The following is a 19127-nucleotide window of genomic DNA, read 5'->3' on the forward strand; positions in this document are numbered from 1 at the left end:
GGACCATCGCCTGTGAGTACCGGTCGTCGGTGCAGTTCATAATGAATGAGCTCGACTGCAAAGACCTTGTCGACCCCCACGAGCGAGAAATCTTGGAGGAAGCCGACGAAAATCTCCGCAGGTTCGCACCGCTGCTGATTCCTCCGCAACCGCCCTTGCCGAACGGCATTCCCGAAACACACAGGTGGTGGTTCCTTCCGGTCATCCGACCACACGAACCTCGGCTGGGGGATGCTGACAATTGAAGCAGGATTCGGATATTCGAAGTCGGATTGATCCCATTCATTCATTTCGAGACCTGACTGTCGGGTGTGGGTCCTAACCAGTTTCGGGAGTGAGCCATCCGGCAAACACCTTGGTGGTGGCCAGCCGGTGGGGCTGCTGCATGAATAGGTGACAGCGATCTGGCTTGCCGTGAGGTGATTAGGATGTCATTGTGCCCAAGCCCTATCGGCACACCGACTCATTATGAACTGATCTGTAAGTGACAATATCGTCAGCGCCGTACCTGCGCCGTCAGCGCCGAATAGGGATTCTTCCTCGGCATCATCGTTTGCGGCACGAATCCGTCGAGGAAGGTGAGCGGTTTTCGTAACCGATTCCACACTCTGCCACAAACCTTTCCGATGCCGACAGGCACGACGAGCAGGTCGCCGACATGCCTCGCGCCGACCGCGCACTGTCGTTCCGAGATCGGCTGCCGGTCAGGCACCGAAACGTTAGGAAATTACGATGGCACCGGAACCTGTCGACCCCACTCTGAACCCCGCGGGCACGCCCATACCGCTGTCCGCCATTCCCGAGCTCGCCCTGCAGGGCGAGAAGAATATCGATATGCAGGAACAGGAGCACGGCAGCAGTAAATTATCCGTCCTGGAACGTATTGCCGCCTACCCCCGGGAGTATGCCGCCTACATCGCGGTGAGGCAGCTCTGGGCGTCTCAGAACTGGGAGCTGGCGGGGAGACTGCTCGACGAGTTCTGGGAGAACCATTCCAGTGCCTCCACGGATCCGCGCCGCGGCGGCACTCCGATCCGATTATCCGATGATGAGATGCGCGAGACGATCAGCACACCATGGGCGAACAAGGCGATCTTCAACGGGCAGACCTACGTCGGAAGTATGGGCGGCGACCAGTGGGAGGGCCCATCGGACGCGGCGCATCCGCACGTCAACGGCATTCAGGATGAGATCGACCTGGCAGTCGCCTACGCGAACGAGCATCAGCAGTACGGAGCGGCGCTGGGATTCCAAGCTCCCTGGCTGGTGACACCCAGCGACATCAACAACGGTGAACCGGAGGGTAGTTGGAAAGGAGACGTGCACAACGCGTTCGGTCACTACTATCTCGGATCCACCGGTGTGATCGTGGTCGAACCGCCGGGCCCGGACGGCACCCAGCGGTATCGTGTGTGGTATCAAACTCAGGCGTGGAAGTACTACAGCTTCAAGGACGTTCCCGATGGCGGCGGGTTCGACGTGCACGATCTGGGTGCGAGAATGAACAACCAGATGCGCCAAGCGAACCAGGACGGTTTCGCGAATAATTTCCAGGTCGCGGGATCGACAGGTCTGCTGTACCAGGATGGGCGGACGAACGCGGATGGCAAAGCGCCGCGCTATGACCCAGAGTCTCCTATTCCGTGGCGTGATGCAATCGACGGCCCACCCGCACCTGGCAGTGGTGCACCAAGTCGACCGCTACCACCTAAACCGACACCCCCGCGGGTAGAAACCACGCCGCCCAAGCCGCCACCCGCGACGACACCGCCACCGCCGTCCGAGATGCCGCCGCCCGCACCCGCGCCGAAGCCGCCACGCAACCCCTCCATCGACGTCTCCGCGCCCCTCGGCTCAGGTCTTTCCGTGCTCGCGCACCTGCTCGGGCCGATATCCCTTCCCGCGTGGACCCGTCCTCCAACGGTGGTCGGGCCCGGATCGACAGCGAACTCCGCTCTGCGCGCCCGCGATCAGAAGCTCACCGTCAATATCTTCCGAGCCGTCGACGACTCAGCCGATCGGGTTCGCGCGGAGACGGCCGCCGTCCTGTCCTTCGGCGCCCACATCACATGACCACCGGAGTCCCGCATCGCGGTCGGCGCGATCTACACTGGTCGCCTGACATAGCGATGGGTGGGGAAGATGCTGCGCTGGTTGCGGACCGGAATGATCGTGGGTTGCGCGTCCGCGCTGGTGTCGTTCACCGCAGGTTGCGCGCCTTCGATGGATGGGCCGCAAGGTTTCGAACCGCGCTCGGCGACATTCGCTTCGGCCGAGGAAGGTTGGGTTCTCGGGCAGGTCGAACCGTGTTTCACGGCTTCGTGTCCGGCGATCCGGCATACCGCCGACGGAGGCCGCAGCTGGCAGTCCGTCTCGGTATCCGGATTGCCGGAAGTATCCGGAAGCTGGTGGCCACGAATCTATTTCACCGACAGTCGCAACGGGTGGCTGTTCGCCACCGACCGGGTGTGGCGGTCACACGACGGTGGAACGAGTTGGCAAGCGCAACTCCCGCTGTCGGGCACCGGAGTGCAACCGGCGGCAATGGTTTCGGACGGTTCGAGGGTGATGTTGGCGGCCGCCGCGAGTAACAGACTCACGCTGGTCACGGCCGAGGTCGACTCCGATGTCTCGGAAGCCACCTATCCGCTCGGTGCGGGCACGGGAGGACGGTCGCCGTACGTCACGATGACCGGTCACGGTTCTGCCGCCTGGCTGGCCTACTACCGCGACCGGTACCTTCGCCAACCGAGTAGCCCGACCATCCCGTTCGTGGCCGGTGGTGCCCGACTGCTCGACGGTGCCTGGTCGAACTGGTCTCCGCCGTGCCTGGCAGAGGACAACCAGCTCACCGATCTGACGGCGCTGTCGGATCGAACCCTGGTGGCGGTATGCCGTACGAATATCGACGACCCTGCGGGTGAGAGCCGCCTCTACCGATCCGAGGACGCGGGCCTGACCTTCACCGACCACGGTCCGATTCCCGGCAGGCGCGTAGCGTTGCTCGGCGTCGCCCCGAAGGGGCCGACGATGGCGACCGGCCTCTCCCACGAGTGCCCCACCGACGCGGCCAACGCCATCCTCGTCTCCGACGATGACGGCCTGACCTGGCGAACCACCTATACTCCCGCCTGCGTCGGCGAGTCCACTGTGACCTACGACGACACCGCGATGACCACGCCGCTCCAAGGGTTCGTGCTGGAGACCAGGTCGTTCCCCAGCGACCGAGTCACACCGGCGCGTGCCGAACACCGACTGCTGATGACTCGCGACGCGGGCAGATCCTGGGCCCCGGTCGCGTTCTCGGCCTGACCCACAAAGACGCGGCCGCTGTTGGGGACTATCCGCCGTAGGGCTCGTACCCTGTTGGCAGCGAATGAATTTCGTCATCACGTCCATCCGAGGCACGTGCGCCCGGGATGGGGACAATCAGGTGATGGCAATACCGACGAGACCTCCGATGGTGGATCCGGCGAGGATGCCCCGTATCAGGATGGGATCCCGATCAGCATCCCGACGATGATTCCGAGGCTGGTGCGGCGAAGCACATTGAGGTCGGACCCTCGTCAACATCGGTCCGAAGCGTCGTCGTCAACATCGGTCCGAAGCAGTGAGCGGAGGGGAGATACGAGCCGAGACGCACCTCGTCAGCTCGGTGTCTGCATGCTGCAGACAGCTGCGAACTTGTGGTCTCTTTCCCTGGACAGGCGATAGGCTTGTTCGGTGGGTGAGGGCTGGTTTGCGTCCGGTGTAGGCGCCGCGGGTCCTGGCCGCAACGATGCCTTCGCGTTGGCGCTCCAGGATGAGGGAGCGTTCGAATTCGACGATGGCGCGTACTCGCCGGTGGCGGTCTTCTCATCGACGGTCTTCCGTTCACAGCGATGCGGCAGGTGACCGAGGTTCCTTCGGTTTGTGCACTCACGCCGAGGATGACGTAGGTCGAGCTGTTGACGAACTTCTTCGTCCATGGCGCCGTAGCGGCGCCTGTTGCTGCATCGCGGAGTTGCCATCGACATAGGTCACCGACGGCAGGGTAGGGGGTGTCGGAGATGATCTCGTGGACAACGCTGACGCCAGCGGGCTGCGGCCTGCGACTGTCTGGACCCACTGTTCGAACGTCGTGATGACCTCGGCGGCGTTCATGGTCTAGGCTTGCTCGATCGCGCGGCGCCCCTCGCAAATGTTCTCTACCAGCATGACTGGGAAATCTTTCGTTCGAGGGTTGACTTCTGATCTTTCTTACGTGAAGCTTGGTGCAGCGCCTGATCTGCGCCCGAAACTCCCAAAAGAACTTCGGTAAAGCGGATTTGGCTTTCGGCTCTTCGAGCCCCCGATCCCGATGTGTGGCTCCGTGACCCGAGTGGTCCCGGAGCCACGGTCGTTTCCACGCCGGTGCTTCCCCGAACCGCCCGGCGTGCGTGCGCGGCACGCCCCCGCAGCAGGCGCACCCTGACGACGCGAATCCTCAGGCGACCCAGCTCCCTGCCCGCCCCTCGCCGGGAACCGGGCTCTCGAACTGGAGGCCCCATGCCCGACCGCTGAGCGACCTGCTCGTCATGGCCGCCCACACCACCCCGACGACACCTCGTACGGTCGACCACGCGCACACCACGATGCGAGTCCGCCGCGCCTGCACCGTCGACACCCGCCCCGACGAGGCCGCCGCCTTCCATCTCTTGGTCGCCGCAGGCCGCCTCACCCCACCTCCGCTCGAACCCGCTGACCAGCCCGGACCCCGACCCGCCCCGACCGCTCCCACGCGCCCGACCGCCGCGGCCGCAGCCGAGGTAAGCATCAGGGCGCACCGCCCCACCTCCAGGTCCCATCTACCCGGGGGCGGGGTGCCACCTCGACCACTCGACCAAGAGGTGGCCGGCCATGCCTCTCGACCCCACCCCGCGCGCCCCTTTCGAGGCCGAGTACCTCGCCGACATCCGTGAACACCTGGGCCCGGCCGTCGCCTTCCGTCTACACCGAGACCGCCCCACCCTCTGCGACCTCATCGCCGCGCCCTACTTCCTCGGCCACGACCCACTGACCGATCTCCCGTAGGCCACCGGATCGGTCCGAATCTATCCACGACCCGACCCTGATTCCACCGCGCACCGTCGCCACCGTCTCGCGAGCCGTGAGCCGTGGCGGACAACTAGTGCGCATCTGATGATTTGGAGATTTCCATGGAGAAGACCACCGTCCTCATCGGCTACCTGATGGGCCAGGACTTCTACATCCCCGGCTTCGTGCGGATCGACGAAGTCCGAGTCGTGGACGACATCGGCCGCGCCGAGTTCTACGTCGTCTACGACGACCAGGCGGTGGACACCGTATCCCAGGTCGTGGTCACAGCCTCGCTGGAACCTGTGTCCGCACCGGCCATCTCACTCGGCCTAGCGCGCCGGTTCGGCGATTCGTGGTTCTACCTGTCTTACACGGCGACCACGGTCAGCACGCTGAACATCCAGCGCACCCTCACTTTCCACACCCGCGGCTACCAGACGGAATTCTTCGTCAACGGCTTCCTTGCCATCGATCGCGTCGAACCGATCGGCGAATTCGACCATTACGACATCGTCGTCCGCTGCAACCCCTCCCTTCCGGAGGTCAGCAAGCTGACGGTGATCGTGAACGGCCCACATCGCGAAATGTACAGCGGCGACGTCGACTTGGGCGTCCTCTACATCGACGGCCTGCCCAAATATGCCCGCTACAACCAGCAGATCGTCGCCCCCTGAGCGCAGCCCACGTGGGGTGCCGATCTCGCGCGATCCGCGAGCGCTACCGCCGCAACCGATACATCCAGCAAGTTGTCGCGCTCCGAGCGCACGAAGGAGTCAGTACTCATGACCAATGGTGACGTTGTCGAAACTGTGGAGTTCGGTGGCACGGCCTACACGCGCACGGAATCCGGCCAGCTGGTCACACCCGAGTTCCTGGCTCTCATGCAGAGTGTGCTGACCGGGAAAATCGAGCGCCCAGCTGATCTCGATGACATCGACCCCGAGGTGAAAGCGCTGGCCGACGAGTTGTCGGTGATCCACCTGCCTGAATGGCGGCGTGGGGCGGGCGCCACCGTCGAGCCCACCGTCACCAGGATCCGTCAGGCCAACCGCGTCGCCGAATACCTCGTCAAACGCGGAGTGCGCCTGCATCCCGAGTTGGAGGAGATCCGCTGGTCGCCCACACCCGGCGGCCATCCCGGCGCGTTCGACACCGGCGTGCACATCACCAAGGACGAGCACGGCCAATGGCCCGTGCCCGACCCGGAAAGCTTCTACGACGTCGACGACATCGTCGTCAACCAGGCCGAGAACGGTCTGTGGTGCGCTGTCCACCCGCGCGGACTTGTCCATGAAGCACCGACCAAGTCGGAAGCCCATGCGGGTCTGGTGACCCAACTCCTGCGCCGCATCGAGGAGGTGGGCTGACTGTGCCTATTCCGGCTGCTTTGGCATGTTCACGTATAGTCTCGTTCCGATCGGATCGGACCCCTCACAGGCTTGGAGTGCCCGGGATGAAGTTCTACAAGATCTACCCGGAGTGCCCTGCTGGTTTCGAGGGAGTCGAGTGGGATGAGAGCTTCGACCCGCCGCGCCAGATTTCGGCACATCTGATCTTCGCCGCTCCGGTGTTCGCTGAGCTGATCACTTCCTATGGTGGAGCATTCGCGGTGACTGAACCGCTGGCCGAGGCCCTCGCGAAATCGGGCCTGACTGGATTTCAGTTCGGCCCGCTGTCTGGAGAAATCAGCCCTGATTTATCGAAAGATACACCTCCGTTCGAGATCCCGGCGTTGCGCGGCCTGGTCATCACCGGTCGAGCGCTCGCCGATGACTTCGGTGTGAAGATGTTGGGTCTATTGATCCTTTCTGAGCGTGCGGTCGACTTCCTCACAATGCGCAACGAATCGTTCGGGAAGTATGTCTATGAGCTGAGCTAGCCCGCTGGGCAGGGTAGCGAGCACTTGAACCGTCCTCGGGTACTGCCTCGAGCGTGAAGCTCATAATTATGCGGTTGGCTGGATCGGGCTTAGCTCTGGCGCCACGTCATCACCATGTTGCGCTCAGCCTACCGTCGGCGTAGTTCGTATTGTGTTACCAATTCCGAGTGACGTTGCCATTTGACTAAATTAGGCCAAACTCTGAATTAGCGTTTTCAACGCGCATGTGGTTCGCGCGCCAATCTGTCATTTCCCGGCTCGACTACGGCGGTCGCCCGCCTACTCCAGAGCGATTTCGTCGTACTCCTGGCGAAAGATGCGCAGTCGATTGGAATGAACCCGTTCATCCCATTAGGGTGTCCGAATCATTAATGCACGAGGCGTTAGCGTGCATATTTAATAATTTCGATTGTTCGAGCCGAGGCACAAATGAATAACGCATATACCGACGATGGTGATCGTCCTCTTCGGGCGATGAGACGCTTTCTGCGATCCCGGTTCGAGTCGGTATTATCCGAGAGTCTTGCTGCGGAGATCTTACCGACGCTGTCGGGAATCCGACGGGATGACGTGACGATCACTCCGATCAATATGTCGCGAAATATCGTGGGCGATTTCATTGGTCAGAGGGTTGATCTGATCGCGGATCGGCGCGATAGCTCAGGGGTCGGTGAAAGTGCGCCAACATCCGAAGTCAAGAACTTCCATGGGTTGACCCCTCATACCGCTGCGCGGTTACTGGACAGAATTCAGACCCGCCGTTCTATGGTCGGGCAGACTGACCGCGTATCCAATCCTGGCGAGACGGTATGGGACCGGACCGGCATCTTCTCGTTCCTTGGGTTGCATCAGGGACCGACATCGATCGCTGATCCCGGTGGTTTAAGCGAAGACGGAGAATCGGAAGCTGAAGCTTCGTCCGATGGGGCTCACGAAGATTCGACGCCCAGTGGCACCGATATTCCGGAGACATCTGATGAGAATGAGTCTCCTCCGGGTAAGGAAAAGAAGCTGCCAGCGGCGCATCCTTGGAACCCGAAAATGCGCCTACCTGTGGACAAATTTCCGCTCCCCGAAGAGGGGGAGGATCTCTGGGAGCATTTCGACGGGCAGGATGAACATCGGCAGAATTATTGGATAGATACAGGAATTCCTCCTTGGGGTAAGGAAATTCATCATGCCGTAGAGCAGGATATGTGGAAGATCCTCGAGGGTGTCTTCCACTCTAGCGAAAAACATATGGCTTGGAATTTGCGGGGGATTTGGGGAAGCGACGCGGCAGTGCTTCATCAGAGTAACCTTCGGGTAGTTTGGAATATGATCTACTCCCGGTTGCGGGAACTGGGCCTGATGCCGCCTTTGAATCGGGCGGGGCGCCCTATGTCGCTGTCGCGCGAGGAGCGTCAACGGTTACGTGAGGCGTTGATCTTCTGGGCCATGGTGGTCGACCTGCTTTTCGGTTTGAAATTCTACCCCAAAGCGTCGTTGGTGGAAGACCCGGACTTCTTCAAGTATTTGTTGGAATTGGGTCTCACGCCGGAAGAAATAGCTTTACTGGAGGAGCTACTCAAGAATAAGGACTACGAGGCGGTGCAGCGCATACTCCAGCGCCTTCTTCAGCGATGGGATGGGAAAGTCAATCCATTCCGTAAGTTCACGCCTTCAGTGCGGCCGACGATGCCGCGCTATGCGCCCAGGAGAAAGCGAAACGGCGGTTCTCCAGATCGCTGGGATGATGAAGATGACCTATGGGAAAAGGAGTTTCGCGAGATCGCGCCGCGCCCGAACGCTGTGCATCCGCAGGTCGTGGTACCGCGTGGAGGTCGCGGCGCTCGAACGCCACCACCGATTCTGCAACGGCCTGATGTGCCGTCGGAGGCACCGCCTGTGCCTGAGCCCGATATCCGACCCACTTCGCCGCCGGCAGAACTTCCGGGTACCGGAACCGGACAGCCGGAACAGCCGGGCTGGCAACCCCCGCAACAGCCCGGACTTCCCTCGGAACAAGAGCCCGAACCTTCGCGACCTCAGGAGAACCCCGCGCCGGCGGAGCCACCGCGCCCTCAACCTCATGGAGCACCTGAGGGTTACCGCTTTTACCCGTACAGCGATGGATACCAGTTGAAGCCGCTCAATGAAGGAAATCCCTCCTATCCGAATCCGCAGGATCTGCCCGATCCGCCACTGGGTCAGGGATGGATCTTCGATGGTAGGTACATGAACCTGGTTCCTCTGCCGCCGGACCAGTGGTACGACCCTCGCTACAAACTCAATCTGTTGCCGCCGCTGCCTCTGGACACACACTGGGAGCACCGTTTCGGATTGAACGAAGAGGGCAAGGACGTCGTGCCGGAATGGCATGTTGTCCCGAATATCGGTGTCCATCCATTGCACGGTGAACGTCAGTGGTATCCGCGCTATACAGAACCGCCCGGTGGGTGGAAATGGCACAGCAACGGCAAGGGTGGGTGGTATCTCCGGATTCCGGATGAGAAGGAGAAGCCGACTCCGGACCCGGGCGGCGGGAACGGGAGCCCCAAACTCGACTGGCGGGACATCGTCCTCTTCCCGGGATGGTCCAGGATGCGGGTGCCGTTCGGTTTCCGAGCGCCCTTACGTTTCCCGATGCGGATGCCGATGGCGTCGTACGAGGGGCCGACGAACGAAGTGCCGGAAGTCGAGGCCGAGCCGGAGACCGCACCCGCGCCCGCGCCTTCTCAGGTGCCACGTTGGGATCCGGCGCCGTCTCCTCGGGTGACACCCGCGCCTGCCGTCCCGCAGGCGCCCGCGGTGCCGGAACCAGCGCCCGCGCCGACTCCGCAGCAGCCGCCGCCGACTCGACCGCGTCCCGATCCTTCGACGCTGGTGTAGATCTCGGCACGACCGATGCAGGGGGCGGCCTTCGCCCGCACCGGATCGAAAAACTCGTTCCTACCTCGAAGAAAGGCGGTCACTCGATGGGTGAACGTATCGTGTTCCCGGATATGGAGAACGCGCTCGCCGATTTCCTCACGACCGAACTCGGCGCGCTGTCCGATACCGCGGAAGTCGTCGTCGACATCCCTGATCCGATTCCAGCGCGGGTGGTCCGTGTCCAGCGCAACGATCGCAAGAAGCGCGTCGACAGGGAGGACCGCGAAGGTATTCGCGGTCCGAATCTGATCCTGGACCGTCCACGCATGGTGCTCGACTGCTACGACACCGGTGGTGCGTCGGCGCAGTTGGCGGCCACGGTGCGAGCCATTCTGGCCGCTGCCTCTCCGGGCTATGTCGGCGGCGTCTGGTGCGATTGCATCGATGACGTCGGTATCGAGAACAGCACCGAACCGGAGGATTCCTCCCCTCGGCACACGATTGTCGCCGACTTCTACGTGCGGGGATCCGTCCTCGCCTGACACTCCGGTGTTCCGGGGTACAACTGAATACTCATCCCGAGGGCCTGCGCAAATCCCAAGGGAGATAACACAATGGCTCTGCCTTCCAGCAAGTTCATCGGTGCGGGCACCCCGAACATCGCCGTCACCGGCGGCGTTCTCGTCGGCCCGCTCGGTTCGCCGCTGCCGACCTCGGCGTCGGATGCCATCAACGTCGCGCTCAAGCCGCTCGGTTACGTCTCCGAGGACGGTATCGAGTCGAAGGGTGAGCGCAAGCTCGAGACGGTCAAGGACTGGAACGCCGACATCATCGCGCAGTTGCAGACCGAGCACTCGGTCCGTTTCGGCCTGACCCTCTACGCGGTGTGGGACCGGGATGTGCTCAGTGAGGTGTTCGGACCGGACAACCTCACCGTCACCGCCTCGACCAGCACCACCGGCACCCTCGTCAAGGTCGAGGAGACCGGTTCGGTGCTGCCGTCGCGTGCCTGGGTCTTCGACATGAAGAACGACACCAAAAAACTGCGGATCGTCCTCCCCAACGCGAGGATCGCGCAGGTCACCGAGAAGAAGTTCGTGTCCAAGGAATTGGCCGGTTTCACCATCACCGTCGAGGCGTTCAAGGACGACTCGGGCGTGAAGGCGTACCGCTACCTGGACGACGGCGTCTTCACCTCCTGAGAGCCCCCAGTGGCAGCGGGGTACCAATCATCATGCGCAGGCCCGCCCCGCTGCCGCTGGGCCCTCGGATCGCCGCGATACGCGGACACAGTCACATCTATCGAAAGGGGCGGTGCACCATGGAGAAAGCACCCGATTCGACCCACGCACAGGTCGAGAACGACTTCGTTCGCATCATCGCCGGCATCGAGGTCCGGCTTCCGTCATTGAGCTATCTCAAGCCCGGTCTGGTCCGACGAATCCGCCGGATGCACGACATCGACGCGCTCTACACGCTGATCGAGATGACCGTGTCCGCCGAGGCGCTGGCGATTCTGGACGACCTCGACCAGCGAACCTTCCAGGCGCTCCTCGACGAATGGCGTGTCCATTCCGGGGTGAGCCTGGGGGAATTCTGAGCCTCGATGCTCTGCTCGAAGAGCATGCCGAGGCTGTCGAATACCATCTGATCACCGTCGGCGTCCGATTGCGGACCCTGGGTACGGACGCCTTGACGTGGCGTGACCTCAAGGTACTGATCCGTCACGCACCCGCGGACTCCGCCTTGGCGCGCTCGCTCTACAGCGAAGAACACCAGTGGCAACTCACCCAGTACCTACTCGCCGATATGGCCGACTCCCTGCGCTGGCTGGTGTGGTCGAAGACCGCCGCCGCTCAGGACGGTCGTGATCGGCCCGAACCGATTCCGCGCCCGGGGTTGAAGCCCGCCGTCGAGCGAATCGGAACCGCCGCGGGCATCGAGGTGATGGATGCCTTCCTCTCCTGGGGACACCAGGGCGCTGCGCTGAATTGAGGACGGTGCCCGTCACCGGCCCTTCGAACGTTTGGAAGACAATGGCATCTGGACACACGGAATCCGAGAACAGCGAAAGTCGGTCCAGTGGACCGATCACACATCCGCGCTACGGTGACCGGAACAGCACGGCCGCGATCGTGACGCCCGTCGGCGCACAGGTCGACGGAAACGGCGACCTGCCTCGCCGAGTCGCTCCCGCGGGCAATGATCCGATGATCCGAGCGGGCGGTGACAGCAACGACGCGCACCGCGACCCGCCCGGATTCCTCTCTCGCCGCGGCTTTCCGCGGGCAGGCGAAACCGCTCGATCGAGCGTCGCGTTCGGCTCGCTCGGCGCGTCCGCGCCCGGAGGGAAGGAAGCTCTCCGTCCCACGGCGGGGGCGTCCCCGATTCCGCAGGCAGGTTTCGATCGACCGAGGTCGATGCTTCCCGGCTTCCCTCACCCGGTCGTCTCCGGGGAGGCTGCGGCAGAACCGCCGGATGTGTTCACACCGCAGGTATCGACGCCAGTACCGCCGGCCTCTGGGATGACCGGCGATCCGATCGGCCTCGCGGGCGCTGTCGCCGGCGGTCACCACCCGAACGTGTTCACCTCGGGATCGTCGCGACTGTCCGATGTTCCGCATGCGGCGGCCGCGATGCCGGGCCTTCTCGACTCACCGCTCGCCGCAGCCCAGCACTCTCTCATGCCGTCGGCCGAGGGAGCTCACGGCGCCATCGGAAAAGCTTTCGCCCCAGCTGATTTCGCGGGCCACGTACAGCCGACCGCTCTGCTGGCGCAGCTGGCCGGTCCCAGCATCCCACGCCGAGCGGCGGGCGGCCTGGTGAGCGGGCCTGGGACATCGACCAGTGATGACATCCTGACCTGGCTCTCCGACGGCGAGTTTGTCGTCAACGCCGCGACGACAGCACGACTGCTGCCGATGTTGGTCGCGATGAACAGCGGCTGGGACCCGGGGGCGGCGGGCGGCGGCCAGTCGCCCGCGTTCCTGTCCGGCAGCACGTGGGGGCCGAGCGGCACGGCGCGGACCACACCTTCCCCTAATCTCAAAACCCTCGAACTGCCGGGGCCGGTCCTCGACGACTACGCCGAGGCGTCGTCCTGGGAGAGCCTCGACATGGCCGGGGTGGTCGAGGGCGGGCTGTCCTCCGCCATCGCCGGCGGACTCCAGGACGGTCTGTTCGGCGCGATCAAGGGCGGGGTCACCGGTGCCGCGGCGTCGGCGGGCAGTCAGGTCGGAGCGGCGATCGGCACCGCGTTGGGTGCCGGACTGGGACCTGCGGCCCCCATCGCGACTGCCGTGGGTGGCGTAATCGGCTCGACCGTGGGTCAGCTCGCGGCCGATACGGTCTTCAAGCCGGTCGAAGTCGTCGGGCAATACGCCGCCGACACCGCCAAGGAGGTCATCGGAAGCGGTTTCGGTCTGGTCGACCTGGCCAAAGGACAGGGCGGACGAACCGTGCGCCAGGACATCTACAACTTCAACGGCATGGACCCCAAGAGCGCTTCTATCGCGGTCGAGCGGGTCCGCAGGCGTCGCACGCTGGCCCAACAACGCGGAGGAGGTTTCGGGCGATGACCCACCAACTCTTGAATTCCCACAGCACGAAGGTGGTCGTGTGGGACATCAACGGACGGGTCTGGCATGTGGCCGGACCCAACAGCGGACGCGAAGGAGTCCGGCTGTCGCAGCAGTCCGGGTTCATGTTCGCCCCGACACAATTGCTGGTCTCCGAGGGGGCCAGACAGGATGGCGCGACCTTCTTGCGGTCGGTCCGCTCGAAGAAGGAATTGGACTTCCTGGTGGTGATTTCGCCCGTCGGGAAGATAGGTTCGGAACACCGGGTCCGAGATTTCCACGCTGTGCACGATGCGTGGTTCCGCGGCTGGTCCACGGACAAGCCCGTCACAGTCGGGTATTTCACCCGGCATCAGGGTTGGCGCTTCCAACAAGTGCAGCTCGACGCCGCGCCGGAGATTGTCGGCGACACCGATCCGGCGCATGACGCGCTGGCCCTCTATCGAATGTCGGCCACCGCGATGGACCCGCTGGAACGCCATTTCGAGGAGACCGCGGTGTGGACGAACACACTCGGCCTCAACGAGGGGACGGTGCGGGCCCGCAATGCCGCCGATCAGCCCGCGTGGCCGCGCTACACGATGAACGGTCCGGGGCGCTGGTCGATTCTGGACCCGGTCGGCGGAGATACGCCGCGCCTGGTGCAGACGCCGACGCTGCTGGCGAATCAGACGTTGCGCATCGACACCCATCCTCGGCATCGCACCGCGCGTCTGCACACCGACGGCAATACGGCGGGGGTGAACGTGTGGGCGCAGTTGGCGGGTCGCCGCTGGCTGGCCGCGCTGCCCGCGTGGAGTTCCACCGACCTCCTGGTGCAGGTCGAGGGCGGTAACACTGCGTCGAGTCTGATCGTCGCGGTGACGCCCCGGTCCTCGAGGCCGTTCTGATGAGCGCCTGGGATCCGCACGCCGAGTCGCGGCGGATGGACGAGGTCCGCATCGAGGAGCAGGAGCAGTTCCGCGATCCGCCCGTGCTGGTGCGGTATTGGGACAAGTTCATGCGCGAGGTCGGCGAGGAGCACAGTTACCTGTCGCTGGAGTTCACCTATCCGCGCAACGCGGCGGGCGGTCTGAAGATGATCTGCCCGCGCGACATGGTGCATTTCGACCACCTGTTCAACAACGAGTTCGGCGAGGACGCCACCATCCCGATCACCGTGGACACCAAGGGTTTCCGCTGGGACGGGTACGTCACCAAAGCGTCGATAGTGCGGGACGAGCAGGGCTTGGAGACGGTCGACATCGAGGCTATCCACTGCTGGAACCACATCGCGACGATCTGCTGCTGGGCGAATCCGTTCGCCCCGATCCTCGCGCAGTTCCCACGCCATCACATCCTTTTCGGCCCCGCACGCAGCATCATCACCACGTATCTGACGACGAACCTGATGCGGTTGCAGGCACCCGGCTGGGTGCCGAGCCAGGACGCGGGGTCGCCGGAATGGGGCGGGATCGGCAATTCGCTGTTTCCGATCGCCGTGGTTCCGGTGGACCCGATGACCGACACCAGCCGGTGGAACGCCGCCTCGGCGCGATTCGACATGGCGGACAAGCTGTTCGGGCCGATGCTGGAGGATTCCGGGGTCAATCTGACCGCGCGGTTCTTCCTGCCCGGCGAGGACGAGCAGCCCGCGCCGGAATACTTCTATCTGGACCGACCCACGGTGGTCCTGGAGACAGTGGACAAGTCCGGCGTCACCGGTCCCACCGGCACGCTGCTCGACGGAATCACCTCGTGGATCGAGGAATTCACCGAGGACGGCACCACGCCGGTCCGCTACCCGAACTTCGAGTCGACCACCGAATACGAAGCCGTCTACGGCCAGTACGGCAGGCTCGGCACGTTCCGGAACTTCCCGTGGGTCTGGTATTTCGAGGGCGAGTACTCCGGGATCGGGCCGTCGGAGGTCGCGCTGCACAAGCCGACCGCCACCGACGTCATCATCGGTGGACGCTCACCCGGCTGGGTCAACGCGGGCATCGAACTGGCCATCAAGGGTCTGTTGTCGCTGATCGGGCTGGACTGGCTGTATCGCGGGCAGCTCAACGACGTCTTCCTGGCGTGGATGGTCTATCGCGACACCGGCCGGGTGCACCGCGCGGGACCGTACGCGTTCCGTGAGCTCTACATCACCGGCAGCGACAAGGCGTTCACGCTCGACGGCCTGGTCGCGGGCTTGCAGGGCCTGCACCTGACCCGCGGCTACACCAGCAAGCGGGTCACCGTGGAGGACAACGCGCCCTACATCCTCGGCAAGGATTTCGAACTCGGCGACCAGATCGGTTTCGCCATCGGCGACCAGGTCTTCACCGACTTCGTCACCGAACTGACCTTCGTCGACAGCCGCGAGACCGCCGCGACCTGGCAGATCGTCGTCGGCGACGGCGCCGACGAAGAGGACTCCACCGTCAAGGCATGGCAGCGCCTCGGTCGCGTCGCCGCCGCCATCAAGGATCTGGCCACCGACGTGGGCGCGGACCTGGACCTGCTCATCTTCTGACTTCCCCCACGAGGAGGAACCCATGGCGGACATCTCATTCCCCGCCCACATCACCGTGGTCCGGCAGGCCGACGTGGACGGCCTGCCGATCCTGACCGCCGAAGCGGCGGTCTCGCCCGAGGTCGCCGCACTGCCGCTGCCCGCCGGACCCGCCGGTCCGCGCGGTCGCCGCGGCCGCCCCCGCACCACCTTCCACAAGATGGGTGCCATCGCGAACGCCGCGGCCCGCCCCACCGGACTCGGCGCCGAGGACCGCGGCAAGTGGTGGCACCGGCTCGACACCGACGGCATGGACCTGTGGACCGGCAGCGCCTGGTCGCACTCACCCGGCGCGGTTGGACCACAAGGGCCCGCGGCGTTCGCGAACACGCTCGAGGTCATCGGCACCGAGCACAACGAGAACCGCACCGAACCGGCCATAGAATTCACCGGGACGGACGGAAACCAGCAGGTCAAGGTGACCGTTCCGGCCGGTCTGCGCGGCCCGAAGGGGCCTGCGGGCGCGTCCGGACAGATCACAACGTCACCGGATTTCGACACCGCGACGACTCCGGGCGCGGGCGGCGTGTTCGCTTGGGACGCCGCCATGCGCAAGTTCCGGTTCTCGCCCGCACCGCTCGGTGCTGGGCCCTGGTCCTGGTACCAGGAGGACTTCATTGCCGAGACGGTCACGGCCGTCAGCCGGATCGAAGGCGGGGTGTTCACCATTCCGGCGCAACCCTTCGTGTGGCGACCGGTCGTGCACGGCCATTTGTACGCGTATTCGGTGAACAACGGCGCGCAGAGCGTGGAACCGACCGTGCGATTGGGTCATTCGCAGGGTGCGCTGGTCGCGGCGGGCGTCGCGTCCGCGGGCGGGTGGATCTACGGCCCGGTCTTCCCGACCTACCGGGACGGCACGACGACCCAGGTGCTTTCGCCGAGTTCGACCTTCGCCACGGTGCCCGCCGGACAACCGGCGACTCTCGTCGTCGCCAGCGAACGGGTCGGCACCGGGACAGGCAACATCGGATTCAGCCCCTCGCGAGCGTCGCTGGTCGTCTTCGCCGAACCTATCGAATGAGGTGAAATGTCAACCATAGGCGAATACTTCGCATCGACACTGATCCGTGGAATCGACGAGGGTGTCGATGATCCCGCGATCGTGCAGGCCATGCACGGAACTCCCCGTGATGGCTCGCTGGAACTGATGACGGGCACCCAGGGCCCGGTCGGCCCGGCAGGCGATTCCGCCGCGCCGTTCCGGTGGGAGGGCGATATCGCTGACCAAGCGGCATTGACCGCGCTGTCGGCAAAACTGACCTCGGCGCACGCGGGCAAAGCCTGGCGTGTACTCACCACGAGGGCGCTGGTGTACTGGAACGGAACGGGCTTCGACTCGTTCACCGACGCGTTCGGCGCGGCCGGACCCGACGGACAGGTGTGCACCGTGACCCTGGGCACCGTCGACACCGGCGCGGTCGGGTCGACGTTCCAGGCCACGCTGGTCGGCGCCGCCCCGAATCTGACGTTGAATCTGACGGTGCCGCGCGGCATCAAGGGGCGCAAGGGCGAAGCCGGGGGACCGGGTGCGATCCGGCAAGCGCCCGACTACACCGACGGAACGCACCTCGACCGCGCCGTGCCGGTATGGAATTCCGGCACCCAGAAATGGGTCCCGCGTGCGTATCCCGGACTGCGCGGGCCGTGGAGCATCGTGGAGAACCAGGCTTGGGACGGCGGGGCCGGATTCGTCGCATCGCAGTCCGGAATCACCACCGCGACGAAAACCGTCGCCCAATTGAATATCCCGGCGCAGGACACCGCCTGGCGACCGATGATCTCGGGTGGTGTGGTGGTGCGGTCGGTGGAGAACTCCGACCAGTTCACGACCCGGATCGACGCCGAGGTCCGCATCGGTTCGGCCACCGGCCAACTGGTCGCGCTCGGTGCGGGTGCGGTCACCGGCGCGACCACGCGCGCTCGCTTCCAGCCCTACTACGGTGTGCGCGGACTCACCCCCGACAGCACCACCGGAGTGATCGGCGCGGGTCAGCCCGCGACCTTGTTCGTGGTGCTGCAACGCAATTCCGGTGGCAGCGCCAACTACGACTACACCATGGCCGGTTCGCAGATCATGTGCACGGCCCGACCCGTGGGGGCAGTGTGAGCACCGACAATCCGGAGCAGACCGTCGTCTACGACGACGACGTCATGATCACCATGCGCGGCGTCGCCGATTCGGTGGGGCTGCCCTACACGATCAATCCGTTCGAGCTGATCGACCAGGAGGCCCTGGCCGAACTCCGTGAAGGGCCTGCCGGTCCGACCGGGGCCGAGGGCGCGCCCGCTTGGCCGTGGTCGTGGCAGGGCGACATCGCCGACGAGGCAGCGCTGTTCGCGCTACCGCTGACCACCGCCGACGCCCGGAAGGCGTGGCGACTGGTCGCGAGCGACGTGGTGTACTTCTGGACGGGATTGGAATTCATCGGCTTCGAGGACGCCTTCGGCACGCCCGGTCGTCGCGGCGCGCCGAATCCGCTGTCGGGAAAGGTCCAGGCCGGTGCGGCGGGCTCCTCGGCCGCCGCGTCCGTCACCGGTACCGCGCCGGGGCAGGTCGTCGAGGTCACGATCCCCCGCGGAGTGACCGGAGACGTGGGTGATCCCGGTGCGGCGGGCCGTATCCAGGACGCCGCCGACGTGCAGATCGACGCGACCTATCCGCTCGGCCAGAATTTCGTACTGGCCTGGGACGCCGCGACGGCGAAGTTCCGCCCGGTTCCCAACCCGCGCCCACGCGGCCCCTGGGTGCTCGGCGAGAATCAGTTCACCGGCGGCAAGAACCTGCTGGACGCCTCCAAAGTCGTCGCCACGGTAACGATTCCGGCGCAGCCGAATTCGTGGCGTCCGCTCGTCGAAGGCGCGCTCGGCCTGCAATCCGAACAGCCCACTCGATGCGATATCGAAGTCCGCATCGGCGGCCCCGACGGCGACCTGGTCGGCTACGGCTGGGGCCATCTGGTCTCCCGTTTCGGCCACGTGCTGATCTCCGGCAGCCATCAGTACCCGATGCAGCCGGGTTCGACCATCGGCGTGGTTCCCGCGAACCAGACGATCACCCTCTACGTCGTGGTCAAACGGGTCGCGGGCGCGGGCAGCTACAACATCTACACCAATTACTCGCAGTTGACGGTGCGCGCCCAGCCGATGTGACCTGGCTGACGATTCCCTCCTTCCCGGCACGCCGTTCCCGGCTGCCCGCTGTCCGAAAGGCATC

Annotated in this window: 18 protein-coding genes; 17 read left to right on the forward strand and 1 reads right to left on the reverse strand. The window is 64.5% G+C overall.

Going from position 1 to position 19127, the window contains the following annotated elements; genetic code table 11:
- The first annotated feature begins 732 nt into the window (after positions 1-732).
- Both OG225_RS07475 and OG225_RS07480 read left to right on the forward strand, forming a co-directional pair.
- Entirely contained in the window at positions 733-2073 is a 1341-nt protein-coding gene (locus OG225_RS07475; RefSeq protein ID WP_405181000.1) for a hypothetical protein, read from the forward strand.
- Positions 2074-2133: 60 nt separating this feature from the next.
- A complete protein-coding gene (locus OG225_RS07480; RefSeq protein ID WP_405181001.1) occupies positions 2134-3312 on the forward strand; it encodes a hypothetical protein in 1179 nt (392 codons plus the stop codon).
- Between the two features lie 1153 nt (positions 3313-4465).
- Here the strand turns inward: OG225_RS07480 and OG225_RS07485 are convergent.
- The gene (locus OG225_RS07485) at positions 4466-4699 is read right to left on the reverse strand and encodes a hypothetical protein (RefSeq protein ID WP_405181002.1); all 234 of its coding nucleotides are present in this window, start codon (positions 4697-4699) and stop codon (positions 4466-4468) included.
- A 179-nt stretch (positions 4700-4878) separates the two neighbouring features.
- On the opposite strand from OG225_RS07485, the gene OG225_RS07490 reads away from it, so the two are divergent.
- The 15 genes from OG225_RS07490 to OG225_RS07560 all read left to right on the forward strand — a co-directional run bounded on the left by OG225_RS07490 (position 4879) and on the right by OG225_RS07560 (position 19063).
- Positions 4879-5052, forward strand: a complete 174-nt coding sequence (locus tag OG225_RS07490) for a hypothetical protein (RefSeq protein ID WP_216917509.1) — start codon at positions 4879-4881, stop codon at positions 5050-5052.
- A 125-nt stretch (positions 5053-5177) separates the two neighbouring features.
- Positions 5178-5732, forward strand: coding sequence for a hypothetical protein (locus OG225_RS07495; RefSeq protein ID WP_405181003.1), 555 nt, complete (start codon positions 5178-5180; stop codon positions 5730-5732).
- Positions 5733-5840: 108 nt separating this feature from the next.
- Positions 5841-6425, forward strand: a complete 585-nt coding sequence (locus tag OG225_RS07500) for a hypothetical protein (RefSeq protein WP_405181004.1) — start codon at positions 5841-5843, stop codon at positions 6423-6425.
- Positions 6426-6511: 86 nt separating this feature from the next.
- Positions 6512-6937: a hypothetical protein gene (locus OG225_RS07505; RefSeq protein WP_405181005.1), complete on the forward strand. Its 426-nt coding sequence runs from the start codon at positions 6512-6514 to the stop codon at positions 6935-6937.
- Between the two features lie 570 nt (positions 6938-7507).
- Positions 7508-9808: a hypothetical protein gene (locus OG225_RS07510; protein WP_405181006.1), complete on the forward strand. Its 2301-nt coding sequence runs from the start codon at positions 7508-7510 to the stop codon at positions 9806-9808.
- Positions 9809-9894: 86 nt separating this feature from the next.
- Entirely contained in the window at positions 9895-10332 is a 438-nt protein-coding gene (locus tag OG225_RS07515) for a hypothetical protein (RefSeq protein ID WP_216917514.1), read from the forward strand.
- A gap of 72 nt (positions 10333-10404) precedes the next feature.
- Positions 10405-10992: a hypothetical protein gene (locus OG225_RS07520; RefSeq protein WP_216917515.1), complete on the forward strand. Its 588-nt coding sequence runs from the start codon at positions 10405-10407 to the stop codon at positions 10990-10992.
- A gap of 119 nt (positions 10993-11111) precedes the next feature.
- The gene (locus tag OG225_RS07525) at positions 11112-11390 is read left to right on the forward strand and encodes a hypothetical protein (protein WP_216917516.1); all 279 of its coding nucleotides are present in this window, start codon (positions 11112-11114) and stop codon (positions 11388-11390) included.
- Positions 11351-11785, forward strand: a complete 435-nt coding sequence (locus OG225_RS07530) for a DUF5361 domain-containing protein (RefSeq protein WP_216917517.1) — start codon at positions 11351-11353, stop codon at positions 11783-11785. Before OG225_RS07525 ends, OG225_RS07530 begins: the two co-directional genes overlap by 40 nt.
- A 530-nt stretch (positions 11786-12315) precedes the next feature.
- Positions 12316-13368 carry a hypothetical protein gene (locus OG225_RS07535; RefSeq protein WP_405181007.1) on the forward strand — a complete coding sequence of 351 codons (1053 nt, stop codon included), beginning with the start codon at positions 12316-12318 and terminating at the stop codon, positions 13366-13368.
- A complete protein-coding gene (locus OG225_RS07540) occupies positions 13365-14258 on the forward strand; it encodes a phage tail protein (protein ID WP_405181008.1) in 894 nt (297 codons plus the stop codon). Before OG225_RS07535 ends, OG225_RS07540 begins: the two co-directional genes overlap by 4 nt.
- The gene (locus OG225_RS07545) at positions 14258-15871 is read left to right on the forward strand and encodes a phage tail protein (RefSeq protein ID WP_405181009.1); all 1614 of its coding nucleotides are present in this window, start codon (positions 14258-14260) and stop codon (positions 15869-15871) included. Before OG225_RS07540 ends, OG225_RS07545 begins: the two co-directional genes overlap by 1 nt.
- Positions 15872-15893: 22 nt before the next feature.
- On the forward strand, positions 15894-16934 hold the full coding sequence (locus OG225_RS07550) for a hypothetical protein (protein WP_405181010.1): 1041 nt from the start codon (positions 15894-15896) through the stop codon (positions 16932-16934).
- A 6-nt stretch (positions 16935-16940) separates the two neighbouring features.
- On the forward strand, positions 16941-18020 hold the full coding sequence (locus OG225_RS07555) for a hypothetical protein (protein ID WP_216917520.1): 1080 nt from the start codon (positions 16941-16943) through the stop codon (positions 18018-18020).
- Positions 18017-19063: a hypothetical protein gene (locus tag OG225_RS07560; protein ID WP_405181011.1), complete on the forward strand. Its 1047-nt coding sequence runs from the start codon at positions 18017-18019 to the stop codon at positions 19061-19063. Before OG225_RS07555 ends, OG225_RS07560 begins: the two co-directional genes overlap by 4 nt.
- The last annotated feature ends 64 nt before the right edge of the window (positions 19064-19127 follow it).

This window comes from Nocardia sp. NBC_01377 (assembly GCF_045040005.1).
Taxonomy (GTDB): Bacteria; Actinomycetota; Actinomycetes; order Mycobacteriales; family Mycobacteriaceae; genus Nocardia; species Nocardia noduli.

What these genes read in the sequence shown, in the direction of transcription:
- OG225_RS07505 (WP_405181005.1), top strand. Translation starts at nt 6,512, where the DNA reads ATGAAGTTCTACAAGATCTACCCGGAGTGCCCTGCTGGTTTCGAGGGA.
- OG225_RS07515 (WP_216917514.1), top strand. Translation starts at nt 9,895, where the DNA reads ATGGGTGAACGTATCGTGTTCCCGGATATGGAGAACGCGCTCGCCGAT.
- OG225_RS07500 (WP_405181004.1), top strand. Translation starts at nt 5,841, where the DNA reads ATGACCAATGGTGACGTTGTCGAAACTGTGGAGTTCGGTGGCACGGCC.
- OG225_RS07490 (WP_216917509.1), top strand. Translation starts at nt 4,879, where the DNA reads ATGCCTCTCGACCCCACCCCGCGCGCCCCTTTCGAGGCCGAGTACCTC.
- OG225_RS07540 (WP_405181008.1), top strand. Translation starts at nt 13,365, where the DNA reads ATGACCCACCAACTCTTGAATTCCCACAGCACGAAGGTGGTCGTGTGG.
- OG225_RS07525 (WP_216917516.1), top strand. Translation starts at nt 11,112, where the DNA reads ATGGAGAAAGCACCCGATTCGACCCACGCACAGGTCGAGAACGACTTC.
- OG225_RS07475 (WP_405181000.1), top strand. Translation starts at nt 733, where the DNA reads ATGGCACCGGAACCTGTCGACCCCACTCTGAACCCCGCGGGCACGCCC.
- OG225_RS07495 (WP_405181003.1), top strand. Translation starts at nt 5,178, where the DNA reads ATGGAGAAGACCACCGTCCTCATCGGCTACCTGATGGGCCAGGACTTC.
- OG225_RS07550 (WP_405181010.1), top strand. Translation starts at nt 15,894, where the DNA reads ATGGCGGACATCTCATTCCCCGCCCACATCACCGTGGTCCGGCAGGCC.
- OG225_RS07555 (WP_216917520.1), top strand. Translation starts at nt 16,941, where the DNA reads ATGTCAACCATAGGCGAATACTTCGCATCGACACTGATCCGTGGAATC.
- OG225_RS07530 (WP_216917517.1), top strand. Translation starts at nt 11,351, where the DNA reads ATGGCGTGTCCATTCCGGGGTGAGCCTGGGGGAATTCTGAGCCTCGAT.
- OG225_RS07545 (WP_405181009.1), top strand. Translation starts at nt 14,258, where the DNA reads ATGAGCGCCTGGGATCCGCACGCCGAGTCGCGGCGGATGGACGAGGTC.
- OG225_RS07520 (WP_216917515.1), top strand. Translation starts at nt 10,405, where the DNA reads ATGGCTCTGCCTTCCAGCAAGTTCATCGGTGCGGGCACCCCGAACATC.
- OG225_RS07535 (WP_405181007.1), top strand. Translation starts at nt 12,316, where the DNA reads ATGACCGGCGATCCGATCGGCCTCGCGGGCGCTGTCGCCGGCGGTCAC.